The 19,014-nt window shown below is 39.7% G+C and carries 15 protein-coding genes; 11 read left to right on the top strand and 4 right to left on the bottom strand.

The window, feature by feature from the left end; translation table 11 throughout:
• Positions 1–30 precede the first annotated feature (30 nt).
• The 3 genes from F607_RS0111365 to hemH all read left to right on the top strand — a co-directional run bounded on the left by F607_RS0111365 (position 31) and on the right by hemH (position 3,238).
• Entirely contained in the window at positions 31–789 is a 759-nt protein-coding gene (locus tag F607_RS0111365; protein WP_027708186.1) for a HesA/MoeB/ThiF family protein, read from the top strand.
• A 211-nt stretch (positions 790–1,000) separates the two neighbouring features.
• Positions 1,001–2,185: a Na+/H+ antiporter NhaA gene (nhaA, locus tag F607_RS29310; protein WP_051311349.1), complete on the top strand. Its 1,185-nt coding sequence runs from the start codon at positions 1,001–1,003 to the stop codon at positions 2,183–2,185.
• Positions 2,186–2,194: 9 nt separating this feature from the next.
• Entirely contained in the window at positions 2,195–3,238 is a 1,044-nt protein-coding gene (hemH, locus tag F607_RS0111355; protein ID WP_027708185.1) for a ferrochelatase, read from the top strand.
• Between the two features lie 207 nt (positions 3,239–3,445).
• Here the strand turns inward: hemH and F607_RS0111350 are convergent, their stop codons facing one another.
• From F607_RS0111350 to F607_RS0111340, 3 genes are all read right to left on the bottom strand, one after another.
• Positions 3,446–4,033 (bottom strand): YajG family lipoprotein, encoded by a 588-nt coding sequence (locus tag F607_RS0111350; protein ID WP_084611211.1) that lies wholly within the window; start codon positions 4,031–4,033, stop codon positions 3,446–3,448.
• A gap of 326 nt (positions 4,034–4,359) precedes the next feature.
• Positions 4,360–5,424, bottom strand: coding sequence for a tetratricopeptide repeat protein (locus F607_RS0111345; RefSeq protein ID WP_027708183.1), 1,065 nt, complete (start codon positions 5,422–5,424; stop codon positions 4,360–4,362).
• Positions 5,421–6,935 (bottom strand): adenylate/guanylate cyclase domain-containing protein, encoded by a 1,515-nt coding sequence (locus F607_RS0111340; RefSeq protein ID WP_027708182.1) that lies wholly within the window; start codon positions 6,933–6,935, stop codon positions 5,421–5,423. Before F607_RS0111340 ends, F607_RS0111345 begins: the two co-directional genes overlap by 4 nt.
• 795 nt (positions 6,936–7,730) lie before the next feature.
• Between F607_RS0111340 and F607_RS0111335 the strand changes: the two genes are divergently transcribed.
• From F607_RS0111335 to oppF, 6 genes are all read left to right on the top strand, one after another.
• Positions 7,731–9,065: an FAD-dependent oxidoreductase gene (locus F607_RS0111335; RefSeq protein ID WP_027708181.1), complete on the top strand. Its 1,335-nt coding sequence runs from the start codon at positions 7,731–7,733 to the stop codon at positions 9,063–9,065.
• Between the two features lie 962 nt (positions 9,066–10,027).
• Positions 10,028–11,644 (top strand): ABC transporter substrate-binding protein, encoded by a 1,617-nt coding sequence (locus tag F607_RS0111330; RefSeq protein ID WP_027708180.1) that lies wholly within the window; start codon positions 10,028–10,030, stop codon positions 11,642–11,644.
• Positions 11,645–11,860: 216 nt separating this feature from the next.
• Complete coding sequence (gene oppB, locus F607_RS0111325) at positions 11,861–12,784, top strand: oligopeptide ABC transporter permease OppB (RefSeq protein ID WP_027708179.1); 924 nt, start codon at positions 11,861–11,863, stop codon at positions 12,782–12,784.
• A 277-nt stretch (positions 12,785–13,061) separates the two neighbouring features.
• Positions 13,062–13,970: an oligopeptide ABC transporter permease OppC gene (gene oppC, locus F607_RS0111320; protein WP_027708178.1), complete on the top strand. Its 909-nt coding sequence runs from the start codon at positions 13,062–13,064 to the stop codon at positions 13,968–13,970.
• 12 nt (positions 13,971–13,982) lie between these two features.
• The gene (gene oppD, locus F607_RS0111315) at positions 13,983–14,951 is read left to right on the top strand and encodes an oligopeptide ABC transporter ATP-binding protein OppD (RefSeq protein WP_027708177.1); all 969 of its coding nucleotides are present in this window, start codon (positions 13,983–13,985) and stop codon (positions 14,949–14,951) included.
• Positions 14,951–15,940 (top strand): murein tripeptide/oligopeptide ABC transporter ATP binding protein OppF, encoded by a 990-nt coding sequence (gene oppF, locus F607_RS0111310; protein ID WP_407704228.1) that lies wholly within the window; start codon positions 14,951–14,953, stop codon positions 15,938–15,940. The genes oppD and oppF overlap by 1 nt, the downstream gene beginning before the upstream one ends.
• An 88-nt stretch (positions 15,941–16,028) precedes the next feature.
• Here oppF and F607_RS0111305 read toward each other — a convergent pair whose 3' ends face one another.
• Complete coding sequence (locus F607_RS0111305; protein WP_027708175.1) at positions 16,029–16,325, bottom strand: PA4642 family protein; 297 nt, start codon at positions 16,323–16,325, stop codon at positions 16,029–16,031.
• A gap of 456 nt (positions 16,326–16,781) precedes the next feature.
• Here F607_RS0111305 and F607_RS0111300 point away from each other — a divergent pair, with 456 nt between their 5' ends.
• Both F607_RS0111300 and F607_RS32770 read left to right on the top strand, forming a co-directional pair.
• Complete coding sequence (locus F607_RS0111300; RefSeq protein WP_027708174.1) at positions 16,782–17,489, top strand: hypothetical protein; 708 nt, start codon at positions 16,782–16,784, stop codon at positions 17,487–17,489.
• 35 nt (positions 17,490–17,524) lie between these two features.
• Positions 17,525–18,844: a zinc-dependent metalloprotease family protein gene (locus F607_RS32770; protein WP_051311347.1), complete on the top strand. Its 1,320-nt coding sequence runs from the start codon at positions 17,525–17,527 to the stop codon at positions 18,842–18,844.
• Positions 18,845–19,014: the final 170 nt, after the last annotated feature.

Raw genomic sequence — 19,014 nt, 5'->3', positions numbered from 1 at the left:
AGAGGCCAATCTGTCGAAGGAAAATACCCTATGCTAAGTGATGAAGAGCTGCTTCGGTATAGCCGTCAGATTATGCTGCCAGAAGTAGATATCCTGGGGCAGGAAGCGTTAGCAAAAAGCCGTGTTGCAATTATTGGGCTTGGAGGATTAGGTTCACCTGTAAGTATGTATCTTGCAGCTGCTGGAGTGGGTGAACTAGTACTGGTCGATTTTGATCAGGTGGACCTGTCAAATTTACAACGACAAATTGTGCATACTTCTGACTCGATAGGTGTGGATAAAGTGCTTTCAGCAAGTAAAGCACTTAAGCAGCTTAACCCTACAACACACATTTTCACGATTAAAAGTAAGTTTACTCAAGCGCAGTTACCGGATGAAATTCTGCAGGCTGATGTTATTGTTGATGCAACAGATAATTTTAATACACGTTATGTGCTGAATCGTTTCTGTGTACGTCACAAAAAACCACTTGTTTCTGGGGCTGCAATTGGTTTGTCAGGACAAGTGACGGTATTTGATTCGCGGCAGCCAAACTCTCCATGCTACCACTGTTTATACCCAGAAGGATATGAAGAACAACCCATGACCTGTAGTGAGTCTGGTGTGTTAGCGTCAGTGGTGGGAATGATTGGTACTGTTCAGGCTACAGAAGTGATTAAACTGTTAGTTGGTTTTGGCACTACATTGGTTGGACGCTTACTGGTTTTGGATGCAAAGTACATGGATTGGCGCTCATTGAAGCTAGCGAAAAATGCTCAGTGCCAAGTTTGTGCTGATCAGAAGTCATAAGCCGTATTTTGCGGATAAATGTTTATGAACATTTAACCTGATATTGCAACAATTTTTTAAAGAATCTCCAGAATCTTCAGATTGCAACAGTGCTGTGATAATGAACAGCATAAAGGTAAGTACCTATTTGTCTTGTTAATATATGCTGGTTTTTTAATATAGCTTAAGATGCTAACTATAGGTTTCCGGTGTTGTTTATTCAGGGGTATCAATGATTGAAAAAATAAAGCACTTTTTACATACAGAGTCAGCGGGCGGCATAATTATGGTGGTTGCTGCTATTTTGGCACTGATTTGTGTTAACTCACCACTTTCTTACTATTATGACCAGCTTCTCTCTGTTGAACTAGTGATTAAAATTGGCACACTGGGTGTCGATAAACCCATTTTGTTGTGGATTAATGATGGCTTGATGGCTGTTTTTTTCCTGGTTGTTGGGCTTGAGGTAAAGCGAGAGTTTTTGTCAGGGGAGTTATCTTCTCCCAGTAAAGTGCTCTTGCCTTCGGTAGCTGCAGTGGGAGGTATGGTTGTACCTGCTGCGATTTATGCCGCGATGAATTACCAAGACCCTTTGGCACTTCAGGGGTGGGCTATACCAGCTGCAACTGATATTGCATTTGCGTTAGGTGTGCTCTCTCTATTAGGCAGTCGTGTTCCTCCTTCATTAAAAATCTTTTTAATGGCTCTGGCAATTATTGACGATTTAGGGGCCATTATTATTATTGCGTTATTTTACTCTAGTGATTTATCAATCGAGTCGATAATTGCTGCTTCAATTTGCCTAGTGATATTAGTGCTGCTTAATCGCTTTAAAGTGTTGCGTTTAGGGCCATACATGGTTGTGGGAACCATTATGTGGGTCTGTGTGTTAAAGTCTGGTGTTCATGCAACGCTAGCAGGCGTGCTTATTGCGTTTACTGTACCATTAAGAACGGGAGACCACACAGTCCTTTCGCCCTTACATAAGCTTGAAACGGGACTTCATAGTTGGGTTGCTTTTGCTATTTTGCCTATTTTTGCTTTTGCAAATGCGGGTGTTGGCCTAAGCATGACAGACTTAAAATCAGTCACTGATCCCATTCCTTTAGGTGTTATTGGCGGACTTTTTATTGGTAAACAACTAGGTGTATTTGGTTTTACCTGGGCTTTAATTAAGCTTGGGCTGGCAAAACTACCTAGTCATGCAACGTGGCGACAGTTGTATGGGGTTTCTCTGTTGTGTGGTATTGGTTTTACTATGAGCTTGTTTATTGGTTCACTGGCATTTGAACAAGTTGGTGGTGATTATCTAATGACAGATCGTATTGGTATTTTATTTGGCTCCTTACTCTCAGGTGTTATTGGTTATCTTGTGCTGAAGGGTGCTCCTAATAATACAAAGTCATTTGCCAACTGAGGACTATGAATGGAAGGACGTGCAGTACTTTTAGTGAATCTTGGCTCACCTGATTCGCCATCAGTCAGTGATGTTCGTCGTTACTTAAATCAATTTTTGATGGATAAGTATGTTATTGACCTACCTTATCTGTTGCGTCGGTTAATCGTCAGCTGTTTTGTACTGCCGCGTCGCCCTAAGCAGTCTGCTGGGGCTTATGCAAGTATTTGGTGGCCCGAAGGGTCACCATTAAAAGTATTAACGGAGCGTTTAACCGAACAATTAGCAAATAAAACACGAGCAGTATGTGTGCGTTATGCTATGCGCTATGGCTCTCCTAGTATTGAGCAGGAGCTCATAAGCTTAGCGAGCCGACCTGATGTGACAGAAATATTGGTTGTACCTCTTTATCCGCATTATGCAATGTCTACGGTTAAAACATGTGTTGTTGAGCTGGAGCGTATTACACGAGACCAAGATATACGCTTACCTGTTTATGTTCACCCCGTGTTTTATGAAGATGAGGCTTATATTGGTGCTTTGTATGACGTTGCTAAGCCATTTTTACAGCAGTCTTATGATCACTTGCTATTTAGCTATCATGGTGTACCAGAGCGACATATTCGAAAAGATGATCCGACAGGTTCTCACTGTTTGTCTTCAGCTGATTGTTGCCAACAAAGCTCAGTTGCACACTTAACTTGTTATCGTGCTCAGGTCCTGAAGACCACTGCGGCCTTTGTTGCAAAAGCAGGCATTGAGCAAGACAAATACTCTGTTGCTTTTCAGTCTCGCCTGGGTAAAGCAAAATGGTTGGAGCCTTACACTAATAAGCAGTTGGTTTCATTGGCAGAGCAGGGTGTAAAAAAACTGCTGGTTATGTGTCCTGCCTTTGTATCTGACTGCCTGGAAACACTAGAAGAAATTGCTATACAAGGTGAGGAAATATTTAAGGCTGCAGGAGGCGAGTCATTAACGCTGATTCCTTGTCTTAATGATCATGAGACTTGGGCAGAGGTGTTAGCGGCATGGTGGCAAAAGTCGCCTGCCAAGCTGTCTAGAATTAAAGGTTAGGGTTAATATACCCAATACGAATTGTTTTTAGGTGCGGCCATCGAGTGACGAAGTCCCATGAGCCTATATTAATAGGTGATTGGGGTGAGGAGTGAAGATAACAAAACCTAGAAATCATTCGTGAAGGGTATAGTAAAAAGGTAAATGATTGGGCACCAGTATCAAAGCAGGACTAGCTCGATAATGGTGCCTGACTTTAATTAGCAGCTATGGGTTTGAACGCATAAACCGAATCAAGCTTTGGTCGTTAAACATGCGACTTAAGCCGTCATTTAACAGATCATTAATAATCTCTTGGTTTTTCACATCAGAAGGTGCTTTTACAACACGGTGTTTAGCTGAAGATTGATAACGGCCGGTGTATCGTTTTAAACCAATTTCGATAACAGCCTTAACGGTGGCTGAAACATTAACTTGAGTTACGTAGTTACTATCTGGTGTATCGTAGTTTATTTCATCAATGTAAACATTGAATTTGACACTGGGGTTTTGGTTGTCGATTTGCATTTCCATTTGCAGTAAACCTTGCTCTACAGCGTGTTTGATAGCTCTCGACAGGTCATTTTGAATGGTGATTGTGCTTGTTTTATCGTATAGCCCACCTCGTGTACCAAGCACTTTAGTAGGACGACTATCCTCAACATTAACCATTACTGTGCGCTGAACAACAGGTACACGTGTTGGCAGAGTAATTGTAGGGTTGACATTAATTTGCTGAGGAGACAAGACGCAGCCAGTCATGGTAAGTAGTATGGATAAACCCAGGCATACTGCAGATATCGTTCTTTTCATCATACTAGTTCATCGCTATGTCAGTCTTAACAAACACATTGTGTAGCTTTCGCCATTTAAGTAAAAATCAAAACACTAAGGTAGTGTTTTAGATAGAGGTTAAAAAAGCATTGGAGATTGCTTTTAGATCATAATCATCTTTATTTAAACACACTATACCCACAGCAAAGTGAATATTGTAGCAGTATAAAAAACAGAGAGACTGATTAAACGTCAGGTCACTCACTTTAGACACTGTTTTAGCCTTTTATGTGAAATTTATCACTTTGTGCTTTGCGTTGGGTTTTTCTATCTTTGGTGGTTTTATAGTTGTGAGTTAGCGTAAAACACTACTGAATAGTAATGTCATCGTGATTATCTTTTTGCAACTGGTTTAGTTTTTTGAGAAAGCGTTTGGCTCGATCAATGTGATTATGAAGTTCCTGGCTCTTGGGTGACAGTTTTAAAAGTGGTTTCCAGGTTTCAAGCGCTTGCTCTGGGTAGCCAGTACTGTATAGCTCAATGCCTTTTTGGGTTTGAGCTTGAACATAGTATTGGGTTTGTTGTTTTAGCGCTTTTCGCTGTTTTTTAAGGTCAGGATCATTGGGTGCCATTTTCTCAATTTCACTGAATAGGGACTGGGCAGACAAAAAGTCTTGTCGCTGTAATGCCAAAGAAAAACGTTCCTGAAGTTTACTCAGCTGCTTGACGTTATTCGCCGCTTTTTTACTTTGTTGATTTTCTTGTTGACGTTGCTCTGCTTGCTCAGCCAGACGCTCTGCCTGCAATGGTTTAACGGGGGCGCGTGCCGCGAGAGCCTCTTGCTGTTCTTGTGTGGCAATTTGGGTTAACTGCTTTTTAAGCGATGCAATGCGCTCTTCGTCTGCTGTGTGATAGGGTAACTTGTTTGCCAAATGCAAGCAGGCGAGTCCACGTTGGGAACGTTTTAAAACGACGGCATTATCTGCACATTGTAATAAGAAATAATAAAGCTCACCTTGTTTGGCTTTGGCTGATTTGAGCTGTTGGCGAATATGTAAATTGGTTGGATCAGCTTCAGCCATTTCTTCAAGTAAGCTTATTTCATCACTCAGTACCGTAGCTTGTAATAAATAAAGTCGGTTCTGTAGTTTAGTGATATGTATATCACGTTGTGATCGTGTTTGTTCAAAAGCAGCCTGCAGTTTTTCATCATCAGGCTTGAGCATTAACGCTTGCTCATAGCGGGTAAGCGCTGTATGCCACTTTTGATTGGCGGCAGATGCTTCTGCTTCTGCAGTTAACGTCTCAATATTTTGTGTGGGGTAGGGAGGTTTTTCTCTGTAAGTGAGAAAAGCTTGAGGTAATCTGCACCCTGCAAGCTGTATACAGCATAATACAATTAAAATAGGGAAGCGAAATGACGAGTATCTCATTGGTCTTGCGCCTCATGGAGAATCTTTTTGACTAATTCTCGCATTGTCTCGTGATATTCTCCTGTGAGATTGGTCACGCGAAAAGCTTCAATTTCTGTTGCTTTACCTTTAAGCGATAAACTGCCATGGTGCTGTACGCAAACTTTGTCTTTTACTGTTGGATGTTCATAAATGCTGGAAGGGATAATGATTTGCCCAGAACCAGCTTTGTCAGCTAAGCGAGAGGCTAAGTTAACCGCATCGCCAATGACGGTATACTCCAGGCGTTCATTAGCACCAAGTAAACCTGCTAGCATTAAACCACAGTTCATTCCAATTCGTACATTAACAGGGAATAAACCATTCTCTTGTCGTTTTTTATTCACCACGCGAATCAATTTTTGTACTGCAACAGCATAGGCAATGGCATTTAAACGATGGTTGGCATCTGGGGTTGGTGTACCAAATACGACCATTGCACAGTCGCCAATAAACTTATCGACAATGCCCAAAAACGCTGTACTACACTCATAAAAGAAACTGAAATACTCATTGAGCATGGCAGCCACATCTTTGGGGGACATATTTTCTGATAAGCTGGTAAAACCAACAATGTCGACAAAAACGACAGTTGCTTCGACCTGCTGGCCACCGCCAATGGTGACTTCATCCATTTTTTCTAACAACTGTGTTGCCACGCTTTTTGAGACGAAGCGAGAAAAAATAGACTCAATCTGTGAGCGCTCACCAAAACCTTTCGCTAGCGTTTTCATGCTGGCAGCGAGATAACTAAGCTCATCCTGTGATAAAGCAGTGTTTTTTTCTTCTCTGCCATGGCTTAGTGCTTCAGAAGCTGCATTCATCAGGCTATGAATGGGTCTTGATAGACGGCGTCCCATTACAATGGCAATAAAGCTCATCAGTAATGACAGGATCACGGTGGTGAGGATAATCCCTTTTACTGAGCTGCGAACCACTTCAAACATGCGAACTTGACTGAAGCTAACCATCGCATAACCTGCAACAACATCCTGAAATTGGATAGCACTAACAAAAGCAACCATTTCCGCTTTTTCAGAATGACTTCCAGGCTTTTTCCACTCGACACGAAAAGTATCATTGGGTAGGCGGTTATCCTCGGTGAGTAAATTTTTGACAGAGGCTTGTGGAATATAGCCTTGGGCGACCATCAACTCACCATTATTGGTGTATACGGCCACACCTTTTATATCTGACTCATTTGAGAGGTTGTTAGTTAACACCTTTAGCCCGACGAGATCATCGGTAAATAGGGGTTCTTGTGCTGCAGCCGCAAGCTGGTTAACGATGGTGGTACCAAAATCATCAACTTGCTCTTTCATGAGTCGGTACTGATTGGTAGTGATCACTGTGCCCATGATGGCCATACCAACAGTCATTGTTAAGGTCAGAATAAAAGCGAGTTTATAGGCAATTGGTAAACGTATACTTTGCCAGACAGAAGGTGTCTGTGATATGGACGTTGGAGTTGACGTATTAATTGCGTTTGACAATGTCTGGCCCAGATAGCAAATTGAGTTATACCTAAATGTTGGCTGTTGTTTGTGTCGTGTTAACAGGCCATAAGCAGTAAATAAGACAGCTTATTGCTATTAAGTTGCTTTTTAGTAGAAGAATGCTCCTGAGTAATACAAAAGGCTGGTCATAATTTAAACATGTAATAGCTGTGATAAGCTATCATTGTTTGCTTAAGAAGTGCCCTCATGTTATTGCCAGCCTTAATTTCTGCCTTGTCAGATAACTGCGTTACTTTTAACAGTGTGATTGGAAGTACAGTCTATCAAGACACTTTTCTAAAGGGCAGTACATCACTAAAAGACTGCAGATAAGACCTTTAGTTTATATAAGGTTTGCCTTAACTAAAATAAAAGCCGTCAAATAATGGCCGTTATTGGTCGTTTTGTGGAGCGTATTATACCAGTTATGTATGTGGCATCTTGCTAAATAATTTTGTTCTATGTCTCATTTTGACTAAGAGCAAGTTCTAATATGTGGCTTAATTTATGAGCTGCTGAATATCAAAAGCTTATTTCTTGTCAGGCAGTCAATACATCAAGTTTAAGGACTATCTGAGAGTAACCGTTAATAGGGGATCACATTACTAGTACTTCGAGTACGTATATAAGAATAAGTTAGATTTATACTCACCATTTTTAATATCAATGGGAACACGCAGTCAAATGGGTTTGATTTCGGTATAATAAAAGCGCTGTACTTATCAAGTCACAGCAATCTCAACGCGTGAAGCTATAAACATACTAAAAGCACCTTAGAGAGCCGAAGCAGTTATGACTGTACATACCCATGATGTATTGATCGTTGGCGGTGGCGTATCCGGTACCGCACTCCTCTATGAACTTGCAAAATTTACCAACCTTAAGTCTATTTGTTTAGTTGAGAAGTATTATGACTTGGCTCAGGTGAGCTCCAAGGGCAGCAATAACAGTCAGACAATCCATTGTGGTGATATCGAGACCAACTATAGCTTAGAAAAGGCAATTGTCGTCAAACGTGCTGCCGATATGCTTAGAACCTATGCTTTGCAGCTACCAAAAGAAGAGTATGAGCAAATCGTATTCAAGTACCCCAAAATGGTACTCGGTGTTGGAGCTAAGGAAAGCCAGTTTCTGCGCGAACGCTATGATGTGTTTAAGCATCACTTTCCCAGTATGGAGTTGTTTGAGAAAAGTGATATTGCCAAAGTTGAGCCAAGTGTTGTTAATATCAATGGTCGAGAACGGCCAGAAGAACTGGCAGCATTAGGTGCTGTTGATGAGTACACCGCTGTCGATTACGCCACACTCTCTCGCTCTTTTGTAGCACAAGCCAAGCAGGCTCAGGATAAGTCAATTGATATTTGCTTGGGTACAAAAGTTGAGGACATTCGTCGAGATGGTGAACGATTTAGAGTTGTTACTGACAAAGGCGATTATTATGCAAAGTTTGTTGTTGTTTCTGCTTGTGGGCATAGTTTGCTCTATGCGCAGAAAATGGGGTATGGCTTAAACTTTTCTTGTATGCCAATGGCGGGGAGCTTTTACTTCACCCCTAAGGTATTAAATGGAAAAGTCTATACTGTTCAAAATGATAAACTCCCGTTTGCAGCAATTCATGGTGATCCTGACGTATTAGTTGATGGCAAAACACGTTTTGGACCAACCGCGCTACTGTTACCCATGTTGGAGCGTTATAATCCCAGTACTATTTTAGACTTTTTTAAAGTACTTCGACTGGATAGTGCTGTCGTTAAAGTATTTTGGGATTTATTAAAAGTACCTGATATTCGTAATTATATTTTTAAAAATATGTTATTTGAAGTACCTTATGTGCGGCGCAGATTATTCTTAAAAGATGCCCAAAAAATTGTTCCCTCTTTGACATTGGCTGATGTTTCTTTTGCTAAAGGATTTGGTGGTGTAAGGCCACAGTTGATTGATAAAGAGAAAAAACAGCTATTGATGGGAGAGGCTAAAATTAAAGAAAAAGGCATTATTTTTAATATGACGCCATCTCCAGGTGGGACTAGTTGTTTAGATAATGCTGAAAAAGACCTGCAATCAATCGTAGATTATTTAGGTTGTGAGTTTGATGAAAATAAATTTAAAGAAACGCTATTTAAGTGATTAATGATTAATCAGGCCCGAAAAGGGCCTTTTTTGTGCCCTATTACAGATCACATTGCGCCTTTATTGGGCATCTAACAAGGATAAGTTTGTATTTTCAGGGGATGGCTGTAGTTAGTTTTTTAGCCAAATTGAAAAATTATATTTGTGCTGACTAAGCTCAATTATCGTAGTGCGCTAGGGATATACGCGTATTTTTCATTTCCCTTTTACTCTTGGATCTAAAGTTTAATGTATGGCAGATCAACCTGGCATCCTTTATGCAATGAATAGAAAGTGTTAACTCCTTCCAAGTTGTTATCTTTTTATAGCAGTGACTTGTTCGCTGCTTTTTTATTTTAGCTCACCTAAATTAGATTCTTCTAATTATTAAAAGGAGAGCTTCCCAGATTAAACTGAGTTAGTTTTAGTGAAGTTTTTTGATGTTTATTTTCCTTTCTTACGAGAAAAACAACCTTAAGTAAACATGGCAACCTAGTGTTCTAGGTACCCGACAAGATGGGTATATATTAGATAAATCTTTATTTTGAGCATTATACCTCACTCGCCTTTAGTAAACTTAGTTTGCTGACTGTATAATAATTATCTAGAATGTAACAGATTGTTTATTTTGGATGTGTTTTATTTTATAAAAAGAGATGAATAGGTTGTGTACCGATGAGCTTTCAGAGGATTTAATCTGAAGCTTGTACCCTTGTGCTAGTCATTATTAGAGGGAGTGTTTCGTCTTGTTGCCAGGGGGCTGCTATTCAGTCACTCAGGAAGTAATCCATAAATTGGCTACATTACTTACTTTTGGCACAGTCAGCACTTTTTAATTTAGTCAAACGCGACTGTCTTTTCTGAACAGAAGCTTGGCCCGCTAATTATGACTCTCTATGGGTATTGCGTAGTAAACGCCAAAATAATGAAAACATAATGAAAAGTTGATTGCGTTTGTTTTGCCAATAGGAGTCTTGACTATGATATTAAAAAAGATTTCACGTGCTGTGTGTATGTCTTTTCTGTGTGTAGGCATTGCCGCACAGGCTGCCATCGTTCCAGAAGGGGTTAAGTTGGATGAAGAGCAGCGGTTAGTTCGGGGCAATGGTTCAGAACCTGCTTCTATCGATCCTCAAAAAATTGAAGGAACACCTGGTTCAGCTATTGCGCGGGATTTGTTTGAAGGGCTTGTTTCTAATGCTCAGGATGGCAGTGTAATACCAGGAGTAGCTGAAAGCTGGGATGTAAGTGAAGATAAGATGGTGTATACCTTCAAGTTACGCCAGGATGCGCGTTGGTCTAATGGCGATCCTGTGACTGCTGAAGACTTTGTATATGCTTTTCAGCGTGGAGTTGACCCTAAATTAGCCTCTAATTATGCGTGGTACTTTGAGCTAGCGGCCATCAAAAATGCAGGTGCTATTATCAATGGCAAAGAAGATAAGTCTAAATTAGGCGTAAAAGCGGTTGATGATCATACTTTCCAAGTAACCTTGGAGAAGCCTTTACCTTACTTTGTTAAAATGATGGTGCATACGACCACATACCCAGTACCTAAGAAAGTAATAGAAAAGCTTGGAGATCAGTGGACTCGCCCCGGAAAAATGGTATCTAACGGTGCATTTAAGTTAAAGAGCTGGGTGGTTAACGAAAAAATTGTCGTAGAGCGTAATCCAAATTACTGGAACAATAAGCAAACTGTATTAAACGAAGTTGTCTTTTTACCTATTCAAGAGCGCAATGCTGAGCTTGATCGTTACCGTGCAAATGAAGTACATCTGACCTATGAGCGGTTACCTATTGAGCAGTTTAAACGTATTAAAAAAGACATGGCTGACGAGTTACACATTACCGGTCAGGCATCAACTTACTACTACAGTTTCTACACACGTAAAAAACCATTTGATAATGTCAAAGTAAGAAAAGCGTTATCATTAGCCATTGATCGGTCCATTATTACTGACAAAATCCTAGGTATGGGCCAGATACCAACCTTCAATCTTACACCTGCTAATATTGATGGGTTTAAAGCACCTGAGAATAAAATTGCTAAGTTATCTCAGAAAGAACGCAATGAAATGGCGAAAAAATTATTAGCTGAAGCCGGATACTCAAAAGATAAGCCGTTGTCTTTCACGCTGTTGTACAATACAGATGACAATCATAAAAAGATTGCAGTAGCTATTGCATCTATGTGGAAAAAAACATTAGGTGCTAAAGTTTCACTTGAAAATCAGGAATGGAAAACCTACCTCGATAATAAGCGTTTAGGTAATTTTGAAGTGGCTAGGGCAGGCTGGAATGGTGATTACAATGAAGCATCAACAATGCTTGATTTAATGACCTCTAAAAACACTTTGAATGATCCAAAGTATAATAATCCTGAGTATGACCAGTTGCTTGTTAGTGCGATTAAAGCTGAAAATCCTGGTGAGTTTTACATGAAAGCAGAGCAACTGCTTGCCCGTGATATGCCTATTGCGCCCATTTATCATGATGTAACAGCCCGTCTTGTTAAGCCGTTTGTTGGTGGTTATCAAAACCAAGATCCACTGAATAATATTTATTCAAAAGATTATTACATCATCAAACACTAATAATATAAAGTATATCTATAACGAGGTTATAAAAGGAGAATAACCATAGACGTTGGCTCAGTAATAATAGTAAAAACTATTTGTTATTGAGCTAACTTGCTGGTTATAGGACTTAAAAAATCGTTATAGTGATAAGCGCTGGTTCAGACTTTTATTTAATAATTTAACATTTTTAGAATAAAAACTGGCCAGCAATTGCTACGGCGGGATCAGTTTATGTTAAAGCTAATTATGCGCAGACTTGTTATTGCTGTGCCCACCTTATTAATTTTGATTGCCATTTCTTTTTTTCTGATGCATTCCGCACCAGGAAGTCCATTTACCTCTGAAAGAGCACTCCCTGCTGAAGTGCTTGCAAATATTGAAGCAAAATATCATTTAAATGAACCAGTCTGGAAACAGTTTTTTATTTATCTTGGAAATTTATTACAAGGAGATCTAGGCCCTTCATTTAAGTATAAGGACTATACCGTTAATGAGTTATTAGCGCAGGCGTTTCCTGTTTCAGCCAAGCTAGGTATTGCGTCTTTTATTGTCGCATTGGTTTTTGGGGTGACATTTGGGGTTGTGGCTGCCATCAGACAAAATACTTGGATTGACTATACAAGTATGACAGTAGCTATGACAGGGGTAGTCATTCCAAACTTTGTGTTGGCACCGCTTATGGTGTTGGTATTTGCCATTATGTATCGATGGCTTCCAGCAGGTGGCTGGAACGATGGACAGTTTAAATACATGATTTTGCCTGTTATTGCAATGGCAACACACTACATTGCTGCGATAGCGCGTATAACACGTGGGAGTATGATTGAAGTATTAAACAGTAATTATATTCGAACAGCGCGTGCAAAAGGGTTGCCGGGTAGCTATATTATTTTTCGCCATGCATTACGTCCGACGTTGTTACCTGTTGTATCTTATTTAGGTCCTGCATTTGTCGGTATTATTACTGGATCAGTTGTCATTGAAACCATTTTTAATATTGGTGGCGTTGGTCAGCTGTTTGTGAATGGTGCGCTAAATCGTGATTACTCAATGGTGATGGGATTAACCATTTTAATCGGTGTTTTAACAATTAGTTTTAATGCTATTGTCGATATTTTATATGGACTTATCGACCCTAAAATTCGTTATGCATAAAACAATATGTCTTCACTGAGGTGGACAGAATACTCAAGGGAGTGACTGTTATCACTCGGCTTTGGCCATTATTGAATACACATGACGGCTAAAAATAAGCTATTAGAAACAACGGGTTAGAATTAATTCATATCATGGTTTTCATTAGACATGAGTTAATTCAGGTTATAACCACTAACAGTATTGCTTTACCTGCAATGCCTTAGCTTCTAAATGGCCAAAGTCGAGTTATCAGTGAAAGGCAAAAAATAATGCCGGTGAGAGAAGAGATAAACACATGTTAACGCTAACCAAAAAAATTGATGCATTGGATAACCTGGTAGAGGCTTCAGAAGTAAAAGGGCGAAGTTTATGGCAAGATGCCTGGATTCGTTTCATTAAAAATAAAGCAGCTATTTCTAGCTTAATTTTATTGTTATTAATTACCATAATGACATTTATTGGTCCCAGTATTAGTGAATATGCTTATGATGATACAGACTGGGGGGCAATGGATGTAGCACCATCAATGGATGATGGCCATTACTTTGGCACAGATAGTTTAGGTAGAGACCTCTTTGTTCGCACAATGATGGGTGGACAAATATCGATGCTTGTTGGGGTTTCTGGTGCATTAGTGGCGGTTATTTTTGGCACCCTTTATGGCGCTATTTCTGGCTTTGTAGGAGGGAAAGTCGATAACTTGATGATGCGTACTCTTGAAGTCTTGAACTCATTTCCTTTTATGTTTTTTGTCATATTATTGGTGACATTTTTTGGGCGGGATATTCTACTCATTTTTGTGGCGATAGGTATGGTGTCTTGGTTGGATATGGCCAGGATAGTGCGTGGACAGACCTTAAGTATGAAAAATAAGGAGTTTATTGAGGCGGCTCATGCTTGTGGTGTGCGTACCAGTAAAATAATAACACGACATATTGTTCCTAATGTGTTGGGTGTTGTGGTTGTTTATGCAACATTATTAGTACCAAGTATGATTTTATTTGAGTCTTTTTTGAGTTTTCTGGGATTAGGTATACAAGAACCACAAACGAGCTGGGGTGCCCTTATTTCAGAAGGTCGTAAAACCATGGACTTATACCCATGGCAATTATTGTTCCCTGCTGGATTTCTAGTAGTGACACTATTTTGTTTTAATTTTATTGGTGACGGTTTGCGTGATGCATTAGACCCCAAAGACCGCTAGGGAGAAGATAGTATGTCATTACTGGCAGTAAATAATTTAAAAGTTCAGTTTACTACGCATGATGGTGTAGTAACCGCAGTAGATGATTTAACGTTCTCCTTATCTGAAGGTGAAACATTAGGTATTGTAGGTGAGTCAGGCTCAGGAAAAAGCCAAATGGCATTTTCTTTGATGGGGTTACTCGCCAAGAATGGTAAAGTATCAGGATCTGCTGAGTTTGAAGGACAAAATATCCTGAACTTACCTGCTTCAGCATTAAATAAAATTCGTGCAGAAAAAATTGCGATGATTTTTCAGGATCCCATGACTTGCCTTAACCCTTATATGAAAATTGGTAAGCAGTTAATGGAGGTCTTGATTCTTCATAAAAATATGACGAAACAGGAAGCAAAAGCTGAATCCATTCGTTTATTAGATGCTGTTAAAATCCCTGAAGCAAAAAAGCGTTTTGATATGTATCCTCATGAGTTTTCAGGAGGAATGCGTCAACGTGTTATGATTGCAATGGCCTTATTATGCAGTCCTAAACTGTTGATTGCGGATGAGCCTACCACCGCGTTGGATGTAACGGTTCAAGCTCAAATTATTACTTTGTTGCAGGAGCTGAAAAAGGAATTTAATACAGCAATTATTATGATCACTCATGACTTAGGCGTTGTAGCAGGGCTTTGCGATAAAGTCATGGTAATGTATGCAGGCCGTACGATGGAGTATGGCTCTGTTCAGGATGTTTTCCACAAGCCAACACATCCTTATACAAAAGGTCTACTTGCTTCAATTCCTGACTTGGAGTTTGATCAGGCTGAGCTTCAGACAATTCCCGGTAATCCTCCCAATTTATTGAGTTTACCAAAAGGTTGCCCATTTCAAGAGCGCTGCCAATACGCTGTAGAGCTGTGTCGAGCAGAGAAGCCCGCCTTAACAACATTTAATCAGTATCAACAACGTGCTTGTCACCTGACCGAGGAGGCTGTTGCATGATGGCGCCACAAAATGTTATTGCCCAAATCCGTGATTTGAAAGTGCATTTTCAGGTAGATAAAGGACGGCGCTGGCCTTGGGAGCCTAAGCCTGTTTTGAAGGCTGTTGATGGTGTGAGCTTTGATATTTATGAGGGCGAAACACTTGGTGTTGTCGGTGAGTCGGGATGTGGTAAGTCAACATTAGCGAGAGCATTAATTGGGCTGATTCCTGCCCAAGATGGCCAAGTACTTTGGTTAGGGCAAGATTTAACCCAGCTTGATGAAAAAAAACTACGCGTGAAACGTCAGGACTTACAATTTATATTTCAGGACCCACTAGCCTCATTAAATCCAAGAATGACTATTGGTGAGATCATTGCAGAGCCTTTGATAAGCTTTTATCCTCACCTTTCTCGGAGGAAGGTTGAGGAAAGAGTGAAGTCAATGATGAAGCGCGTTGGCCTGCTACAAAATGTCATTAACCGTTATCCTCATGAATTTTCTGGTGGTCAATGTCAGCGTGTTGGTATCGCACGAGCACTTATTTTAGAGCCAAAATTGGTAGTGTGTGATGAGCCGGTCAGTGCACTGGATGTTTCTATACAAGCTCAGGTTGTTAACTTGTTGAAAGAGTTGCAACATGAAATGGGGCTATCATTGGTGTTTATTGCGCACGATCTGAGTGTTGTAAAACATATCAGTGACCGCGTGATGGTGATGTATTTGGGGAATATGATTGAACTCGCTGAAAGACACGAGTTGTATGATAACCCTCTACACCCCTATACCAAAGCACTGCTTTCTGCTGTACCTGTTCCTGATCCTGAAAAAGAACGTAATAAGCAAATACAGTTATTAGAAGGTGATTTACCTTCACCTATCAACCCACCTGCAGGCTGTGTTTTCTGTACCCGTTGTCCTATTAGTGATGAGCGTTGTTTCAGTGACCGTCCAAAACTGATCGCGCGTGATGGGCACCGTGTTGCATGTCATAAAATAGAAGAGTAAGTGGCTTCTGCTGCTTCTCTTAAGCAACAAAAAACGGCAAGTATGAACTTGCCGTTTTTTGTTGCTTTTTACTGTAAATGGGAGGTATTTATTTGTGAGTCGCACCCATCTTTTCCATTGCTTCAACATAAGGAGCAGCTTCAGTATGCTGACACAAGAGTGACAAGAACGCCTCCCCTGACTGATTCTTAACGTTAATGTCATAGCCAGCCTTGACAAAAAAATCTAAGAAGCGTGCGAAATCATCTTCTCGTAAGCTTTGATAGGCTCGCAGTAAAATATAGTAACCTACCGGAGTATCATCTGCGGGACGGGCTTCAAGAAGTGTTTTCAGGTGGTCATCACTTAGTGTCTCGCCGATTACTTTTTGCTTGTCTTTTTTCATGTTATTCACAGTATATTTAATGTGCAACAAACCCTAACAATGATTAAAGGGTATAGCTAGACCTGTATTATTCTTCTATATGCATGAATGTAAAAGACTTTATTATAATTTTTAATGATAAGATTATACTGAATTATTTTTACTGCTTATGATTGTATGCCAGCAGAGCTATTTCTAACCTCCCTGATGATTCAAGTTAAACACTGAGAATATTCTTATAAATCTGAAAATAGGGATAATGCTGACAATTATGAGTTTTTCACTTGCTCATGATGCGGCTTAATAAGTACTCATCCTCATTTGTTATATAAATTAGAAATAAATCTCGATAATTATATTTCAATAATTTTTATAAATACATTTTGTTTTGAGAATAGCGTCAAAACAAGATTATGAAATAGTTAGTATAAATTGCGTGTATTAATTACCCTCAATGTGTAATAAAGAGTAACAAGGATGCGTCATAAAAAAATTGCTATAGCCGTTGTAGGCTTTGTTTTTGGCTCCGCCATTATAGGCTTTTTTAAATTAACTGGCTCGAATAGTGTAACTACCCCCATTGAAATAAGTGAAAAAAATGTAAAAACGCTTGAGGGGAATCAGGGTTTAGATTTGCCCCCTATACAAGAAAAGACAGTGAGTCAGAAGAAAGAAGAAAAGGAGCAGTTGGTCACTCATTATGAGGCTAACACATTATGGAGCTTGGATGAGTGGCAGCCGACTTATGATGATGAAGGTTTAACTTATTATGAGACGGAAACTGATTCGATAGTTTTTTCTTCTTTACAACCTGGTCAAACACTTACATTTCAAATACCACAAGAACAGGTTCCATTTACAGTGACCTTTTCCAACAAGAAAAAAGGATTTGGAGATATAGACATTGTAAGTGGTGATATTCCTAATACAACGCAAGGTGCCTCTGTAATCAAAGGTAAAATTGATACTCATCTTACCCTTATTACTGCTAGCTCAACCTATACTATTATTATTGATAATGAAACAAGAAAAACAAAAATAATTGATGAAAAAGAGCGCGCTAAAAAACAGTTTATTGATGAAAATGATGGTTTGATCCAGCCCAAAGTTGAAGAAGCTCTGCCTCCAGGAATGGATAAAAGCCAGTTAACAAAAAGTAATGTTCATACACATGAACATTCCTAACACAAGTAAAAGCCGATACTAATTCGAGGGAAACTATGAAAATATTAAAAAATAAAATGATTGGGTTAAGTGCCGCAGTGGGGCTTTCATGCTTATCTATGCTAGCTACTGCAGAAGCTAAAACATTAGATATGTTGTTGTATACTCCTGAAGCGACAACAACATGGGAAGGTCGAGATATTAATGCTCGAATTAATAGTTTTGTAGAGTACTTTAATCGTACTCTAAAAAATAGTGATGCAGGGTTTGATGCTAGAATTGTTCATATTCAGCAAGTGGACTGGGCTGGTGATCTTAATCGAGCAACTAATCAATCATTAAATCAAGTAAGCTATGATCAGCGGATTAATCAGTTACGTGATAAATATGGTGCTGATATTGTTTCCGTTGTTTATAAAAACCCTCCTGGGGAATCTTGTGGTATTGGCTGGATTTCAAGTGGCGCTAATGATGGTTCTTTTTACCGTAATTCTGCAAGAGGGGATCATGGTTATAACCTGTCAGCAGTAAATTGCTATATTTATATAGTTGCACACGAAACAGGCCATAATATGGGGCTTCGCCACTCATTACCTCAGGATAATGAAAGTGGTTATAATCCTTACTATCATAGTTTAGGTGCGTTCACATTTAGTCGAGGTTGGGGGGAAAATAACTCATTCCATACACCGATGGCTTATCCTTCAGCGTATGGTACATGGAATGTGCAACCGATTTTCTCTAATCCCAGAAAATATATCTGTGAAGGTCGCGCTTGTGGTAGCAGTAATGTTGCGGATGCGAGTAGGGCATTATCAGAAATGAGTGATCAGCTTGTCTCTTTTCGTCCTACCAAGGTGTCGAATACGACAAACACAACAACGGTGAATCCGCCCGTTAATATACAACAGAAGATTGATTTTACATATGACTTTGCAAAATCAATGTCTGGGTGGAATAGCTTTTATAGTTCACTGAACTATGCTTACGATCATCGGAACCGAGCCAGCCAAATATTGGAAGTTAAAAATACAGGTTATTACTGGACTGGTACTATTGGTGATGTGAAAGAGCATATTAAAGCAGGTGAAAACTTCCAGTTGAGTTTTGATACGTGGATAAGCAGTGCAACGCCGTTGTATGCATATCTTTATATTGTGAATACTAGTGGTCAGTATCAATGGATTCCTGTTAGCACACAAAGTGTTCCTGGGTGGCGTTGGACAACTTTGCAAGGTGTAGTTAATGTTCCAAATCAAAATATTAAGGCTCTATATGGATTCCTAGGGGGTTATATCAATAGCTCTATTAGATCATTAAGTAAGCTTTTTCCTCGGCACTTTATATTGTACACAAACTCAAATAATGCTAAATAAAAAGGTAGTTTTTCTTGAGAAATACCTCGATGAGGTCTTAACCATGAGCGTAGTAATGACCAACAACCTTCAATGGTGTTAACATGTACTTCGTGAAAACCATCCCCATCTTCATCACGAGCATACTCCCCTTTCCCGTGACAAACGGTTTTATGTTGATATCCCCAACT

The sequence above is a fragment of the Zooshikella ganghwensis DSM 15267 genome, from assembly GCF_000428585.1.
Lineage (GTDB): Bacteria > Pseudomonadota > Gammaproteobacteria > Pseudomonadales > Zooshikellaceae > Zooshikella > Zooshikella ganghwensis.
The sequence above is the reverse complement of the archived record's forward strand: the minus strand, read 5'-3'. Positions and strand labels throughout refer to the sequence as shown.

Coding starts and splice junctions, on each gene's coding strand:
- oppF (WP_407704228.1), top strand. CDS start 14,951: ATGGCGCCACAAAATGTTATTGCCCAAATCCGTGATTTGAAAGTGCAT.
- F607_RS0111330 (WP_027708180.1), top strand. CDS start 10,028: ATGATATTAAAAAAGATTTCACGTGCTGTGTGTATGTCTTTTCTGTGT.
- F607_RS0111335 (WP_027708181.1), top strand. CDS start 7,731: ATGACTGTACATACCCATGATGTATTGATCGTTGGCGGTGGCGTATCC.
- oppD (WP_027708177.1), top strand. CDS start 13,983: ATGTCATTACTGGCAGTAAATAATTTAAAAGTTCAGTTTACTACGCAT.
- F607_RS0111305 (WP_027708175.1), bottom strand. CDS start 16,325: ATGAAAAAAGACAAGCAAAAAGTAATCGGCGAGACACTAAGTGATGAC.
- nhaA (WP_051311349.1), top strand. CDS start 1,001: ATGATTGAAAAAATAAAGCACTTTTTACATACAGAGTCAGCGGGCGGC.
- hemH (WP_027708185.1), top strand. CDS start 2,195: ATGGAAGGACGTGCAGTACTTTTAGTGAATCTTGGCTCACCTGATTCG.
- F607_RS0111350 (WP_084611211.1), bottom strand. CDS start 4,033: ATGATGAAAAGAACGATATCTGCAGTATGCCTGGGTTTATCCATACTA.
- F607_RS32770 (WP_051311347.1), top strand. CDS start 17,525: ATGAAAATATTAAAAAATAAAATGATTGGGTTAAGTGCCGCAGTGGGG.
- F607_RS0111365 (WP_027708186.1), top strand. CDS start 31: ATGCTAAGTGATGAAGAGCTGCTTCGGTATAGCCGTCAGATTATGCTG.
- F607_RS0111345 (WP_027708183.1), bottom strand. CDS start 5,424: ATGAGATACTCGTCATTTCGCTTCCCTATTTTAATTGTATTATGCTGT.
- oppB (WP_027708179.1), top strand. CDS start 11,861: ATGTTAAAGCTAATTATGCGCAGACTTGTTATTGCTGTGCCCACCTTA.
- F607_RS0111300 (WP_027708174.1), top strand. CDS start 16,782: ATGCGTCATAAAAAAATTGCTATAGCCGTTGTAGGCTTTGTTTTTGGC.
- oppC (WP_027708178.1), top strand. CDS start 13,062: ATGTTAACGCTAACCAAAAAAATTGATGCATTGGATAACCTGGTAGAG.